Origin of the sequence: Ochrovirga pacifica, from assembly GCF_000220525.1 — a bacterium.
Classification (GTDB): Bacteria; Bacteroidota; Bacteroidia; order Flavobacteriales; family Flavobacteriaceae; genus Ochrovirga; species Ochrovirga pacifica.
In genome coordinates, this window is sequence record NZ_AFPK01000074.1 from 90,716 (window position 1) to 105,634 (window position 14,919).

Annotated in this window: 10 protein-coding genes and 1 pseudogene; 1 reads left to right on the forward strand and 10 read right to left on the reverse strand. The window is 35.9% G+C overall.

From position 1 onward, the window contains the following. Positions 1–3 precede the first annotated feature (3 nt). The 8 genes and pseudogenes from FS85_RS0114740 to FS85_RS16910 all read right to left on the reverse strand — a co-directional run bounded on the left by FS85_RS0114740 (position 4) and on the right by FS85_RS16910 (position 12,181). Positions 4–1,599: a sodium:solute symporter gene (locus tag FS85_RS0114740; protein ID WP_010137154.1), complete on the reverse strand. Its 1,596-nt coding sequence runs from the start codon at positions 1,597–1,599 to the stop codon at positions 4–6. A gap of 29 nt (positions 1,600–1,628) precedes the next feature. Beyond that, the gene (locus FS85_RS0114745; protein ID WP_010137155.1) at positions 1,629–3,191 is read right to left on the reverse strand and encodes a cellulase family glycosylhydrolase; all 1,563 of its coding nucleotides are present in this window, start codon (positions 3,189–3,191) and stop codon (positions 1,629–1,631) included. 2 nt (positions 3,192–3,193) lie between these two features. Next, a complete protein-coding gene (locus tag FS85_RS0114750) occupies positions 3,194–4,237 on the reverse strand; it encodes a glycoside hydrolase family 130 protein (protein ID WP_010137156.1) in 1,044 nt (347 codons plus the stop codon). 38 nt (positions 4,238–4,275) lie between these two features. Next, on the reverse strand, positions 4,276–5,805 hold the full coding sequence (locus FS85_RS0114755; protein WP_010137157.1) for a glycosyl hydrolase: 1,530 nt from the start codon (positions 5,803–5,805) through the stop codon (positions 4,276–4,278). Positions 5,806–5,853: 48 nt separating this feature from the next. After that, the gene (locus FS85_RS0114760; RefSeq protein ID WP_010137158.1) at positions 5,854–7,548 is read right to left on the reverse strand and encodes a hypothetical protein; all 1,695 of its coding nucleotides are present in this window, start codon (positions 7,546–7,548) and stop codon (positions 5,854–5,856) included. A gap of 10 nt (positions 7,549–7,558) precedes the next feature. Continuing rightward, entirely contained in the window at positions 7,559–9,061 is a 1,503-nt protein-coding gene (locus FS85_RS0114765; RefSeq protein ID WP_010137159.1) for a RagB/SusD family nutrient uptake outer membrane protein, read from the reverse strand. Between the two features lie 46 nt (positions 9,062–9,107). Beyond that, positions 9,108–11,429, reverse strand: a pseudogene (locus FS85_RS15990) (SusC/RagA family TonB-linked outer membrane protein); the annotation flags it as partial. Beyond that, entirely contained in the window at positions 11,414–12,181 is a 768-nt protein-coding gene (locus tag FS85_RS16910; RefSeq protein WP_316927750.1) for a TonB-dependent receptor plug domain-containing protein, read from the reverse strand. The gene FS85_RS16910 and the pseudogene FS85_RS15990, both read right to left, overlap by 16 nt. 233 nt (positions 12,182–12,414) lie before the next feature. On the opposite strand from FS85_RS16910, the gene FS85_RS0114775 reads away from it, so the two are divergent. Then, positions 12,415–13,266, forward strand: a complete 852-nt coding sequence (locus FS85_RS0114775) for an AraC family transcriptional regulator (RefSeq protein ID WP_010137160.1) — start codon at positions 12,415–12,417, stop codon at positions 13,264–13,266. A 4-nt stretch (positions 13,267–13,270) separates the two neighbouring features. Here FS85_RS0114775 and FS85_RS0114780 read toward each other — a convergent pair whose 3' ends face one another. Together FS85_RS0114780 and FS85_RS0114785 are read right to left on the reverse strand one after the other, a co-directional pair. Continuing rightward, positions 13,271–14,032: a GDSL-type esterase/lipase family protein gene (locus tag FS85_RS0114780; RefSeq protein ID WP_010137161.1), complete on the reverse strand. Its 762-nt coding sequence runs from the start codon at positions 14,030–14,032 to the stop codon at positions 13,271–13,273. Between the two features lie 3 nt (positions 14,033–14,035). Further along, positions 14,036–14,800 (reverse strand): arginine deiminase-related protein, encoded by a 765-nt coding sequence (locus FS85_RS0114785; protein ID WP_010137162.1) that lies wholly within the window; start codon positions 14,798–14,800, stop codon positions 14,036–14,038. Positions 14,801–14,919 lie beyond the last annotated feature (119 nt).

Below are 14,919 nucleotides of genomic sequence, written 5' to 3' on the forward strand. Positions count from 1 at the left end.
TTTTTAATGATACATATACAAAACCAAAAAGCAGAACAAGACTAGCACCACAGACCATACCCTAAAGTTTTTGTAAAATGGTACTCCTTTTAGCTCTTCTGTTTCTTCTCTAAACACAGCTTTGGTCCAAATAAACCCTTTAATTTGCTCCATACTATCAGGTGGACTCAACAAACTTACTCCCACAATAATAATCGCACTAAACACAAAATAAAAAGGTACTTTTAGCAAAAAGTGAATATCACCCAAAAGCTCTATACCACCTACCACTTTTAACAACACAGTTACAACGGCTGCAAAGGCACCTCCCATCAATCCCCAAAAAGCACCGTGTTTGTTAATTCTTTTCCAAAAAACACCCAAAAAGAAAACTGCTACAACGGGTGGAGCAATATACGTTAGCATTTCTTGATAATATTTTAGTAATGAATCAAACTTAGACACAAAAGGCACCCATAAAACAGCTAAAATCAACACAATCACAGAAACAATTTTTCCTACATACACCTGTTCTTTTTGTGAAGTATTGGGTTTGAACTTGGTGTAAAAATCCATTGTAAACAACGTAGCTACTGAATTTAGCAAAGCACTTAAAGAAGATGTCAATGCTGCTACCATAGCCGCTAACATCAGTCCTAACAATCCCGTAGGCATCATTTCTATAACCAACTTAGGATAAACCATGTCGTTTTTAGGCAAATCTGGGTACATTTTCTTTCCGATAATGGCTGGAAAGATGATGATAAAAATTAACGAAACTGTTAAAAAACCGACCAACAAAATACCTTTACGTCCATGATCTATAGATTTAGCGGTAAGTACACGTTGCACCAACATTTGGTTATTTCCCCAAAAGTAAAATCCTAAAATTGGAATTCCTACAATCATTCCCAACCATGGCACAGATTCGTCGTCTAGTGGTCGAATCAATTTCATCATGGTATCCTCTTGTAATAACAATTCTTTTAAATAATCCAATCCGCCATTGTTCATTGCCAAAAAGGTTAAGATAAAAGTTCCTACCAACAATAAAATTCCCTGAATCAAATCTACTTTAATAGCGGCAGACAAACCTCCTGGTATGGTATAAGCAGCAACAATTAATGCAAAAATTACCGACAAATTTAGAATGCTTAACGAAGGAAAAACCAATTTCATCAACAAAGAAGCTGCGTACAAAGCACCTGCAGCATCTAAAAAAGTAGCTCCTATAAGGGTGATGAATGAAAAATAATAACGAGAGCGTTTGTCAAATCTTTTTTCTAAAAATTCAGGGATGGTAAAAATTCCCGATTTGATGTAAAAAGGCAAAAAGAAAAGGGCAAAAAACACCATGACCAATACTGAAACCAAATCGTAATTAAACACGGCAATACCCGTTGCATAAGCATCTCCACTTTTACCAATAAGTGTGGTACTAGAAATACTGGCTGCAAACAATGAAAAACCAATTACAGGCCATGTCATGTTTCTTCCAGCTAAAAAATAATCTTTGGTAGAACTACTTCCTTTTTTAGAAGAACGTATTCCAAACCAAACGATAAATATAAAGTACAGTACTAAGACTGTAATGTCTGTAATTCCTAAATTGTATTCCATTTTTTTGTTCTATAAATTTTAGGTCGTTCTTATTCTAACAAACGTGTGCTTAAAAAAACCACACTCTTTGCTTTAAGATCAACCTTTATGTTTTCTGAAGACCCCTTTGTTATTTTCTGACTTGATACTGGAAAACCCTGACTGTTTACTGGACGATGATTTTCTGAATATTCGTACAAATACAAAGGTTGATTGCTCTGAAAAACATCGGATGCTAATTGAAGACATTCTGCTTTTGATGATTGATTGACCAAGGCAATGGTATGTCCCTTATCAAACGTTGCGGCTACTGCCCTAATACTGTCGTTTTGCTGGGTATAACTAGGCACAATAACGGTAGATTTAGGTGGAAACAACTGACACAACAAGGTCCAAGAATAAGCCCAAGGCCTAGGGGTTTTGTCTTTTTCTAAATCACCAAATTCTTCTGCCAAAATGTTCCACATTCCCCATTTTTTTAGCTGATCTTTTTCTCCTAAGTCATTCACCGTATGCATGGCATCGTCCAAATCCCAAGCAATAGCTCCGCCAACTCCTGCAATCATACTTTGTAGGGCTGCATCCGCCATGTCTATTCCGTAAAAATAATCATACACAAACATTGAAGAGTCATCAGGGCCTGCGTAAGGGTCTTCTTGCCCTCTTTTTTTATTTTCTTCCCCTAAGGCTCCTGTATACTTCATCCCCAATTCACCTAAAACCAATGGTTTACCTGTGGGGATAATTTTAGCTGTAAAAGGCTCTAAATAGTTTACAAAACTACCATCACGTATCATGTGTTGATCTGCATAGATATGAAAATCGTACAAACCAGTAATCTCATTCAAATCGTCCACGGTTTGCAATACCCAATCTTTGGCTTTTATAGGCGATTTTGGATTTTCCCATTGGGTGACTGCATCTGGACCAGACATAGAAACATACTTATCTAAACCTGCTTTTTTTAATGCCGAGTTTAAATTTTGATAGCCTTTTTTCCACTGCTCCCAATCGCCATCTGTAGATGCCCAATATCCATTCGGCTCGTTTACCAAATTGTAATATTGAATACAAGTATAGCCTTTTTCTAAAATCAAATGTTTTAAATATGCAACAATCATCTTTGTCCATCGTTCATCATCAGCACGTTGTATTTCTTTATTTTTCTTATCTAAATGCCACAAACCAGGAGCTCCCCATTCGCCAAAAAGCACAGGAATATTTCTTGTCTGGCAGTAATCCAGCAACTTGTACAAACTTTTTACTTCTTGTGTATCAAAATTTAACATAGGTTGTTGTTGCTTATCCAAACCTTGATAATATCGCCAAGAGGCAATATCCATCACCCTAATAATATGAGGATTGATAAAATCTAATCTTTTATACAACTCTTCCCATTTTTCATCGGTCATCAACGCTCCCCATTCTGCTTTGTCAGAATCGGCATGCGGATAAGCTGACCATTGCACTCCATGTCCTACAAACGGACTTTTTACTTCATTTTTTTGTAAAAAAGAGATTTCATTGGTTACCGTTGGGGTTGATTTTTTTTGAACACAACTGGCAAACAAAAGTGTTGTTACTACTATTATTAGGGTGATGATTTTTTGCATATTTATTTTTTTAATTCTTCTAACAAATCATGAATATTACAAGTAGCCAAACCAATGTATTTGTCTGCTGCACCATAATATACATACAAAGTATCCTCAATAATCATGTTTCCTGTAGGGAATACACAACCTTTGTAGTAACCTTCAATTTCATAATCGTGTTCTGGCTCCATGATCCAGTTTTCTAAACGCCCGATCACTTTGGTTGGGTCTTCTAAGTCTAACAAAGCAGCTCCGGCACGGTAATAGCCCAAACCTCCATTTTCTACTCCGTGGTATATAACCAACCAACCGTCTTTGGTTTTTAGCGGTGGTGTGCTACCTCCTATTTTTTCCTCCCAAGTTCCTTCAATTCCAGACAATAAAAGTGTACTTTCCTCTTCCCACACCATCAAATCGTCAGAAAAACGAATCCAAATAGCAGGTCTTTTAGGCCCATATTCTTCTCCAATCCACTCCTTAGGTCTGTGCAACATGGCAAATTTTCCATTAATTTTTTCTGGAAAAAGAATCACATCTCTATCATCTAAATTAGACGTTGTAATACGTCCTAATCTTTTAAAAGTTCTTAAATCTTTAGACAAAGCCAAGCCTGAATTTGCTACATTTTTTTTGATGACATGTGGTGTATCTTCTCCTGACTCAGGCAATAAAATAACATCGTGAGCAAATTTCCAATATTGCCCTGGAGGATAAGGTCTGTAAGCATAGGTGATATAAAATTCGTCTCCAAATTTGGCAATTCTAGGATCTTCTACTCCTCCCATATCAGGGCCGTCTGCACTTGGTGAAAACACAGGCTGATCAGAAACTCTGGTAAAATTGATTCCGTCTGTGCTTTCTGCCAATCCAAATCTTATATAATGCTCTTTATCGTCTCCTGCAGCTCTATACAACATAGAGAATTTACCATCCTCGTACCAAACTCCTGGATTACATACCACCAAACTTTCCCAATCGTTATTAGGGTTTGGACTAAAAATAGGGTTGTTTTCGTGTTTTTTTAATCGGATAAGATCCGTTTTCTTTTCTACAATACTACTCATTGTTTTGTTTTTTGATATTAATTTTGGTTGATTTTGTTTTAATCCATGTTGGTAAACAACACAAAAGATTCTCCCTCTAATGTTATTTTCTCTCCTTTATTAAAGTCTATTTGTACGTCTGTTTCTATAGGACTTGCAAACCCTTTTTCGTTTACTGGACCTATAAAATCTACTCCTTCTTTTGACTTGTACACGTATTTATCTAGAGTTAGTTTTGAAAAATCATCAGATTTTAAAACTAAATCGTAAGAACTATAGTGTGAATTGACCAAAGCAAGTGTATGTTTGCCATTGTGCACTCCTAACACAGCTCTTAAGCCTTTTTTATCAGGAAGATTGACTTGATAAATATCGCTACCCGCAGGAAAATAGCGAGTTAACAAAGAAACAGGGTAAAAGAAAGGTCTGATGTTTTCGTCAGCAGCGTTGGAGGTAAGTTCTTCTCCTAAAATATTCCAAAATCCCCAACGTTTCAATTTGGTTGTATTCCAATCCCCATTATCTGGGCTGTTGTACATAGCATCGTCCATAGACCAAACTAAAGAGCCTGAGTATCCTTCTCTCATGGCCTGAATTAAAGCATCAGCCATATCTATTCCATAAAAAGATTTGTAAATCATCATGTTAGAATCGTTCCCTGCAAAAGGATCGTTGGCTATGGCTTCTTCGTTTTCTTGCTTTAACTCTGCATCAACCTCAGTATATTTAAATCCTATTTCACCCAAAACCAATCGTTTCCCCTCAGGAGTAACTTTTTTATAAGCACTTAGCATGTCTGCAAACTCTCCTCTACGAATCAATTGCTGCTCAGGATAAACATGAATGTCATACAAACCAATATTTTCACCTAAATCGTTTTGTGTGTTTGTAAACCAGTCTGTTTGACTCGCTGTGTTAAAAATAGCGATGTCTGGCCCCATTAAATGAATATTGCTTAGGTTGTACTTTTGCATTTCATCCAAATAAGCTAATTGTACATCTCTCCAAATAGTATAACTTCCTTGGGTAGAAGACCAATCTCCATTGGGTTCATTAATCATATTCACCGTTTTGATATTGGTGTACCCTTTTTCGTTGATTAAATGATTTAAAAATTTGACTGAGTTGGCAATCCAATTCATATCTATTTGATCTATTTCCCCCACAGAATGATGTCCCCATTCTCCAAAAGATACTTCTATATTTCTACTTTTTGCATAGTCTAACATTTTAAACAAAGATTGTGTCTTTGCATTTTCATCATACACACCTCCATTGTCATAAGACCAGCTTGCTGTGGTTATAATTCTTAAAAAAGGTGGTCTCATAAAATCTATTCTCTCAAAAAGCTTTTCCCAGTCGGCATTGCTTAATGTTTCTGTTCCTAGCCAAGTAGGAACCATATCATAGCCTCCCCATTGTGCACCATTTCCTACAAAATCGGTAGAGACTACTTGTTGCGTAACTACCACTTCTCTATTTTTTTGCACGGTAGAGTCTATAGACACCTCGGTATCTTCACAGCTGACAAACAAGAGAGACAGCGATAGTAAAAATGTAAACATGTTGTTTGTTTTTATTCTTTTCATCTTGATGTTGTTATAAAAGCTCCTTACCAAAACAGTAAGGAAGCTTGATTATTTAGTTAATTTGTACCACATTTTATTAGACATATGAGCCAACTCTTCGTAGCTATAATCCGTATCTGTCCAACTGAACAAGTCCGATTGGTACGCTAATTCTGAACTCAGAGAAATTTCATTTGCCGTTGCACCTGCTTCTACATTTAGTTGGTAATCTTTACCGTTTGCACTAATGATAACCACACCTTCTTTAAGCACCCAAGTTCCAGATCCTGTTGGCACAGTTCTAAAGCGTTCATTAAAATCCCATGCTTTAGAAGTTTCTATAAATTCTCCGTTAAGTCCATCGGTTCCTGTTTGATTTTCATAAGTTCCGTATTGATTTCCTTCTCCGTCAATTCCCTCGTAAGTAAAAACAATTTTGTTATCTAACTCTGGGGTCACACTACTCATATAATTGTTTAAATGTTCGGTTTTGTCCCATCCCCAAGACTCCCAAGTAAATAAATCTGCGTATAATTTAATTTCGTCAATAGACCAAGTACCCGCCAAAACAGATTCAGGTTCTTCGGTTTCTACTTTCAAAATAAGTGTCCACGTACTGGCTTCACCAGACTCAGAAGTAATGGTAATTGTTGTTTTGTTATCCACAGAAAAGTCTAACATTTTACCGACAGACACCTCTGTAGTAGCTCCATAAGAAATGGAAAAATCAGTCAATTCAATAGCAGATAAATCTGCACCATTATCCGCAATCACAAAAGATACTTCTTTAGCTGCCTCGTCTATTTCTGTAGTTCCTACTTGGTCTTTTACCGATAAGCTTGTAATGCTATTCCCTGTTTGTAACACTTTGTTTTGTGTTAATGTGTACCAAACTTTTTTAGACATATGATTCAACTCTTCGTAAGCCCAATCTGTATTGTCCCAATCGAATAGCTCTGACTTATACTCTAAAGATGCGGATAAATTTACTTGGTTTGTTTCTGTCAACACTTCCAAATCCAGTTCATACTCCACGTTGTTTTCATCGGTAATGATGACTTTATTTCTTTCAAAATCACGCAACCAAGTACCTGTAGTTACAGGAATTTTTCTTAATCGATCGTTAAAGTCCCATCCTTTTTCGGCATCTCCAAAATTTCCTACGACCTCATCAGCCCCAGCAGAAAATTCAAATGCACCAAACGGATTTCCGTTTTCATCTGCACCTTCTACAGTAAACGTAAATACGTTGTCCCACTCAGGAGCAAGCTCTGGTAAATAGGTAAATACACTTTCATTTTTTTCCCATCCCCAAGATTCCCAAGTAAACATATCGGCAAAAATACGCACATCGCCTACATACCAAGTTCCTTCTAAATCTGACTTAAATGGAGCTAAGTTTACGGTCCAGTCTAACGGTTTGTTTGCTCCAGACACCACAGTAATGGTAGTGCTACCTGTAGAAAAATCTAACGTAGTGCCCGCTTTGTTTTGTGTGGTAGCCCCATATGCAAGGTCGATGGATTTTACTTTTACCTTAGAAATGTCTTCTATGTTTTCTGTTTTGGCATAGATGGTGATTTCTGCAAGATCTCCTTCTCTTTTAATAACAGGAGTTCCTATTTGCCCTTCTATTAACAGGGCTTTGATATTGCGTTCTTTTTGCCAACTTTTCCCTTCAATATCACTTAGTGGATCTTCTGTACAAGCTACTACAACAGCTGCCAGTACAAACGTGTATAAAATTTTATATAATTTTTTCATGATGGTATTTTTAGTTGATGTTAGGGTTCAAATCAATCTCTCTTTGTGGAATAGGATAAAAAGCTACTGCTTCTGGCGACAAACCTGCAGCCTGTGTTACATTGGCTTGTACGGTATTGGTTCTACGCAAATCCCACAATCGGTCTCCCTCAAAAGCCAACTCTCTTTGACGTTCTTCGATAACCAATGCTCTAAAATCGGCTTTTGACAAACCTGCTAAATCGGGTAATGTACTTACACCTGCTCTGGATCTTACTTGGTTGTATTCTGCCAATCCATCCAAATCTGCTTTGGCTTCTGCATAGACCAACTGAATGTCTGAATATCGAATTAAAAAAGGTCTGGTACTTGTTTTGTCTCCCACAAATTCTGGATCTACGTACTTACGGGTAAATGGATAAATTAATGAACCATCTGAAGTTTTTGCCACCGAAACCGTATCTTGATTGTAAACCTCAGAAACTATCAAATCGGTTCTTCTTTTGTCTGTAGGCTCATAGCTATTGTACAAGTCTGAGGTGGTTTGAAATACACTCCAACCATCGTGTGTTTTTAACAAAGAATTGTCATTATTCTTTAAGTACACATTAGCTCCACTGATGTAAGGAATAAAATATTTAGACAATTTAGAGTAATCTCCTTCGGCTATACCAGAACGATCCATCGACAAAATAAAAATATGTTCAGGTCCGTTAGGTAGATTTACATCATATATGTTTTGCAAATCCGTATCATGTGCATATTCCGATTGATCGTTAATTACTGCTGCTGCATAGGTTGCTGCATTTGTATAAAGATCTTCAACACTTGCTGTGATACTATTGTATTTTGGCACACCGCTTTCTTTTGCCGATGCAGCATACAAATACACTTTGGCCAATAAGGCTTGAGCAGCCACTTTATCTGCTCTACCAACCACTCTATTAACTTCTAAATTTTCGATAGCCTTATTTAAATCATCAATTAAAAATGTATAGACTTCGTTCATGTCTATAGGTAAAGAAGCTGTAGTTTCATCCAACCGGTCTATTAAAGAGCTTTGCAAAGGAACCAAACCAAAAGCTTTTACAGCATTAAAGTGATTGTAGGCTCTTAAGAAATAAGCTTCTCCTAAAATTCTTTTTTCATCAGCCTCATTAAACCCTTTTCCAGGCACATTTTCTATCACGGCATTGGCACGATTGATTGCTATGTAAATAGATTTGTAGTAGTCTAGCAACAAATTGTTCTGTGAGCTTACTTCCCAGTTGGTGAATTGCTGTGCATCAGCTCCTTCATCTGGTTTTACAACACAATTGTCTGAAGCCAACTCGGCAAAATAATAACTCACTGGTGCATAACTTACCAAAGTAATAGCATCGTAAGCATACAGCACCGCAGCTTCTGCATCTGCTACCGTTTGGTAAAAGTTTTGATCTGAATAAAAACCAGTTGGTTCTACATCTAGGTCTTGACAAGAAACCACGCCTAAAGACAAGCTGATTCCTAATATGATATGTTTTATGTTTTTCATGGTAAATCTTTTAAGGTGTTAAACAAATACGAGGTACACAGAAAGATTAAAAAGTAAGCTCTAAACCTAAGGTCCAGTTTCTTAATCTTGGATAACCTCCCCAATAAATACCGTCTGTTCCCACTTCTGGATCGTATCCTTCAAAACTTGTTAGGGTAAACAAGTTGGTCGCATTTACAAATACACGACCTCGTTCTAAGCCTATGTTTTTAAACGAATTTATTTTGTATCCCACCGATAAGTTTTGCAAACGCAAGTAACTTCCGTCTTGTATAAACCAATCAGACATACGCAAATTACGTCCGTCTCTTAAGCTAGGATAGTTATTCGTTGGGTTGTCTAAAGTCCATCTTAACGGAGTGTTGCTTGGTTCACTAAATGCTTTGGTATTAAAAATATCTTGTCCAAAACTTCCGTTAAAAAATAATGATACGTCAAAGTTTTTGTAACGAGCATTTACATTCATACTTGCTTGAAAATCTGGGTTCGGATTTCCGATAATGGTACGGTCTTTTTCATCAATCACTCCGTCTTCATTTAAATCTACATACTTAAACTCGCCTGGTTGAGCCAAATCTCCGGTAAGACCAGCGGCTAAACCTTCTGCTTCGGATTGAATAATTCCATCCACTCGGTAACCGTAGTATACATTTACAGGTTGCCCAACGGCCAAAATATTCGGAATGGCTCTAAAGGCTTCTACATTACTTCCTGCAAACTCATATTTAAATCCAGCCAAAGCATCGGTATTTAAGCCAGAAGCTATGGCATTTCCTAGGCTAACAATTTTGTTTCTGTTTCTAGTAAACATCAAATTACCAGTCAGTCCCCAATCTTTTTTGTTAACAAGAACACCATCTACCGTAATTTCAATTCCTTGATTTTCTAGTTCACCATCGTTTACCCACATTCTATCGTACGAAGAAGAAGGAGATACCAACCGTTCACGTAACAAGTCAGTAGTATATTTGTTGTAGTAATCAAAGGTTACTTTTAATTTTCTTTTAAAGAAAGCCAAATCGACCCCTAGGTTGAATTGTGACGTGGTTTCCCATTTTAAATCTGGATTAGGAATACCACCCCATTCAAACTTACCTGTTTGTGCATCTTGTGCTACTGGATATCCTGGACCAATGGTGGTTTGAAAACTTCCGTTAACAAAATATTTGTCTTGTCCGTATCTACTATTAATCAAGTAAGGCGAAATAGCTTGATTTCCTGAAACACCATAACTAGAACGTACTTTTAACTCATCAAACACATTTAAATCATCAATAAACTTTTCTTTGTGTGCTTTCCAAGCCAGTGCTCCTGAAGGGAATGTTGCCCATTTGTTGTTGGCTCCAAATTTTGAAGATCCATCGGCACGCATTGTAAACGTAGCCAAATACTTACTATCAAAGCTATAATTTAAACGTCCTAACCAAGAATACATAATGGTTTCTGTTAGTCCATTTGCTACAGACTGTTGCTCTGGATTTCCTACGGATAAGTTTCCACTACCCAACGATTCATTAAAAAAGTCAACCGCTTTTAAGTCTGATGTTTTGGCCTCGTAAAACTGAGAAGAAAAACCTCCCATAGCAATAACATTGTGTTTTTCTGCAAAAGTCTGATCGTAGGTAACAAAGGTTTCAGAAATGGTTTCTGTACTTTCCCAATTATTAATTCCTGCAGATCCATTGTTAAATGTTCCGTCTTGTGTGTATAATTTTGGATTGTAATAGTTCGTAACCGAGTTTCCAAACTTGTGATTTAACTGTGTTCTTATTTTTAACACAGGCAACAGTTGTACATCTAAAAAAGCAGAGGAAATAAAATCTTTAAACTCGTTTTTATTGGTTCTATTTTCTGTTAACGCTATGGGATGAGAAAAATCTTGAATTCCCACCAAATTGTAAGTTCCCTGATCGTTGTATACTGGAAAAATGGGATTTCTCCAATAGGCCAAACCTCCGTTGTTATTTCTATTTCCTTTAGAATAGATAACATTGGTACCAACGGTAGCCTTGTCGTCAAAAATTTTATGAGCTACATTTAGGTTGATGTTTAACTTTTCAAAATCATCTTCTATATAAACTCCTTCATTAGTATAATAGGTAGCACTTAAACTAAACTGTGTTTTGTCGTTCTGGCTTCTAACAGCCAAATTGGTATTGTTAGAAATTGGATTGCGAAACACTAAGTCGTCCCAACGTACATTGGTTGACCAAGTACCATCTTTTAACTCGGCAACCGAAGGATAATAAACTCCATTAGGATCATTAGCTCCAATATACAAAGGTGTAAAACCACCATTCAAACGAGATTCATTACTCAACTCAGCCATCAATACTGGGTCACGCCACAAGTTTAACTCGGACGTAAAGCTAGAAAAGGTATTTTGTTGAGAAACGGTAACTTCTGTTTTTCCTTTTTCCCTTTTTTTGTGGTAATCATAATCACCCCATTAGCACCTCTAGATCCATAAATAGCAGATGCCGATGCATCTTTTAGCACCTCCATAGACTCGATGTCTTGAGGAGAAATTTGCTTTAAATCTCCAGCAGTACCAATAGGAAACCCATCTACCACTACCAAAGGATCGTTTCCTCCTCTTAGTGAGCTTCCACCTCGAATACGAATTGTAGCCCCAGCCCCAGGATCGTCTGACGAAGCAGTTACCTGAACACCGGCTACTTGCCCTTGTAACAAACCATCAACAGAGTTGGAAGGTTTTGCAGGTAAATCTTCCATTTTTACAGAAGCAACAGACCCTGTAAGATCACTTTTTTTAACCGAACCATATCCTACTACAACAACTTCATCTAACTGAGCAACATCTTCTTCTAATGTGATTTCAAAAATGCGTTGATCCCCTACGAGAATCGTTTTCTTTTTGTACCCGATAGACGAAACTTCTATAATTGCATTGGCATCTTTTACCTGCATTTCAAAATTTCCATCAAAATCGGAATTGGTTCCATTGCTTGTATTCTGTTCTAAAATAGTTACAATAGGCAAACCTAGTCCGTTCTGATCTTTAATTACACCTTTAATGGTAATTTGTCCCTTCATAGAGCTTGCTGTAAGCACTATAAGAAACAGCGACAAAAACCATGTTAATTTATTTATATTCATTCGTTAAGGTTTTTATGTTATTAGTATTTCAAAATTAGAGAACAACAAATCTTACAGATTCCTCTTTACTGCTCAATACTATGCATTTTTTGAATTATTACCGATAAAAAGAATAATTTTACAAAATAAGTTAATATTTTAACCGAATAATTACCATATTCATCTTTTTACCCATCAAAGATTACTACATACACAAACTAAAGTATTCCAACGATTTAAGAAGAAACTAAACCATGAAATCCATCAAAGAAATAACTCCAATTAAGTCTGATGATCCATTTGTTATACTAAAGCATCAGAATGCATTATTTGATTACCCGTTGCATTTTCATAACGAATATGAGCTGAATTTAATTACCAATTTTAAAGGAAAGCGTACTGTTGGTGATTCTGTAGAGGTGTGTGAACCTACGGATTTAACCTTATTAGGTCCTGAATTGAAGCATTTATGGAAATCTGAAGAACTTATCAGTCATGCCAACGTGGTAACCATTCAGTTTCAAGAGCATTTTTTACATTCAAAAATAATGAGTTACTCCGTTTCTAAAGACATTAAAAAACTATTGGAATTGTCTAAACGTGGAATTTCATTTTCAAATCCTACCAAAAGTATTGTCATCAATTTAATCGCATCTATTGATAACAACAAAAACTTTAAAGACTTTTTAACCTTTTTAGAAATTTTACATCTCTTATCAACTTCTAAAGACATGAAGGTTTTAAGCAGTCCTCCTAGCGCAAATTATAGCGAACAACGAGAAAGCAGAAGAATTTCTTTAATTACCAACTACATTAAAAACCATTATCAAGAAGAAATTAAACTGGCCAAGGTAGCTCAGATGGTCAACATGTCCGAGTCGGCATTTAGTCATTATTTTAAAAAACGTACCAGCCAAAGTTTTACAAGTTACTTACAAGAATACAGGTTGGGAGTTGTTACCAAATTGTTGACAGAAACAAATATGCCCATCAGTGAAATTTCGTTTGCAGCTGGTTTTAATTCACTTTCTAATTTTAATAGGGCTTTTAAGAAAAAACACAGCATGTCTCCCAAAGAGTTCAAGAGTAATTTTATATCAAAATAGTTTTTTATAAATCCAATTCTTTTGCAATTGTTGATCCCATATGTTGGTAGCCAATGGCATTGGGATGAATAGGGTCCTTGCCATAACAATCAGCAGATTTATTTTTTAAAGCAGCATACATATCTATTTTTTTTACGATAGATGGATGTTGTATTTGCAACACAATATCTCTAAAAACCTGTATCACCTCTTCATCGTACTTTTCGTATGGATTTCTCCAAGAATAATGATCCGACGGTTCTCTTTTCCAACCATTTTGTTTTGCTACTTCCAAACTGAAAGGCGGAGGTGTCATTAAAATTACTTTGATATTTTCCTGTTCCATTCTATCCAAAAAACGGGTCAATCCATTTTGGTATTTCTCAAACAACTCTTTGGATGGAACTCCAGAATTCCCACAGTTTATTCCGTAACAAAAAGTAGCAATATCTGGTTTTTGTTTTGCTTTGGTTAAGTTAGCATCCAAACGATCAAACAAATAAGGACGTTTTCTTTTGTACTCAACTTCGTATTGTTTCTCTGTAAGTCCTGTAATAGTTTCCGCTCCTCTACCCCAATTCAGAAAAGTGAGATTTAAGTCAGGATGATTTGTATCTACATATTGTTGTAAAAACTCTACATACCCCTTTTTCTTTCCATGAGTCGTGCTATCCCCAATACAAGCTATTACTTGATTTTTAGTCAGCTTAAACTCTTCTTTAGACTCACAACTATTAAAAACGGTTGCCATCAATAACAACCAAAAAAATCTTTTGAATTGTTTCATAAATTATAATAGAATATCTCTTAATTTCACATTGGCTTCTTCTAAAAACGGAAGCGCTACAATTTCTAAATCGATATCTGAAATAGCAGCTCTTTGCTTTTCAGTAAACAAGTTGTAAGCAGTTTGTAAAATCACCAAACGACCATCTTCCAATAGTTTTGCGTTGAATGCATTTTGTTCCACTTGTTCTTTGGTGAATGCAATCAATTCAACACCACTATTTTTTAACAAGCCAATCAGCTGTTTTTTTAACTTTTTATCTTTGATATAATCCAGACACATCAATAATTTATTTCCGACAAATAAAGCAATATCACTTGTAAAAACTCCTTTCAGCAAATCAAAAGAAAAAGGATTGAGTTCAAAATCCTCACAGTATTCTTCAAACAAAGATTCATCTGTATTTTCATTTACTCCACAAATTCCTAATTCAACTTTGTGATTCACTACCAAACTGCTACTCCCATAAAAATACACTTCTTCTTCAGCTGCTTCGGTATAATCCATTACCTCTTTATCTTCAACCTCTAAAACACTATCCAACGTTTCATAAAAACGTTCTATATCTTTTACTGAAGACACGGCAATGGTATTCTCATTTTTTAAAAATAAATCTGAAAGAGAAACTGGAATGGTTGTTTTTAGAATAGAAAAATCTTGTAATTCGGAAAGAATATTAAAATCTGATTGCACCAATTCTTTTTGAGCATTGGGCAAATACTTTTTCTGGGTAGTAAATTCCCAATTTCTAAAATCTAGTAATATCATTTTTAGTATTGTGTAGAGTCTAAAGTAGTGAAATTTTAAATGTAAAATTGCTACTTTAAAAGGATAGATAAATCAAAAAGACTAACAATATACAGAAGAGTAAACCTATAAAGTGATTT

What these genes read in the sequence shown, in the direction of transcription:
- FS85_RS0114740 (WP_010137154.1), bottom strand. Translation starts at nt 1,599, where the DNA reads ATGGAATACAATTTAGGAATTACAGACATTACAGTCTTAGTACTGTAC.
- FS85_RS0114745 (WP_010137155.1), bottom strand. Translation starts at nt 3,191, where the DNA reads ATGCAAAAAATCATCACCCTAATAATAGTAGTAACAACACTTTTGTTT.
- FS85_RS0114750 (WP_010137156.1), bottom strand. Translation starts at nt 4,237, where the DNA reads ATGAGTAGTATTGTAGAAAAGAAAACGGATCTTATCCGATTAAAAAAA.
- FS85_RS0114755 (WP_010137157.1), bottom strand. Translation starts at nt 5,805, where the DNA reads ATGAAAAGAATAAAAACAAACAACATGTTTACATTTTTACTATCGCTG.
- FS85_RS0114760 (WP_010137158.1), bottom strand. Translation starts at nt 7,548, where the DNA reads ATGAAAAAATTATATAAAATTTTATACACGTTTGTACTGGCAGCTGTT.
- FS85_RS0114765 (WP_010137159.1), bottom strand. Translation starts at nt 9,061, where the DNA reads ATGAAAAACATAAAACATATCATATTAGGAATCAGCTTGTCTTTAGGC.
- FS85_RS16910 (WP_316927750.1), bottom strand. Translation starts at nt 12,181, where the DNA reads ATGAATATAAATAAATTAACATGGTTTTTGTCGCTGTTTCTTATAGTG.
- FS85_RS0114775 (WP_010137160.1), top strand. Translation starts at nt 12,415, where the DNA reads ATGAAATCCATCAAAGAAATAACTCCAATTAAGTCTGATGATCCATTT.
- FS85_RS0114780 (WP_010137161.1), bottom strand. Translation starts at nt 14,032, where the DNA reads ATGAAACAATTCAAAAGATTTTTTTGGTTGTTATTGATGGCAACCGTT.
- FS85_RS0114785 (WP_010137162.1), bottom strand. Translation starts at nt 14,800, where the DNA reads ATGATATTACTAGATTTTAGAAATTGGGAATTTACTACCCAGAAAAAG.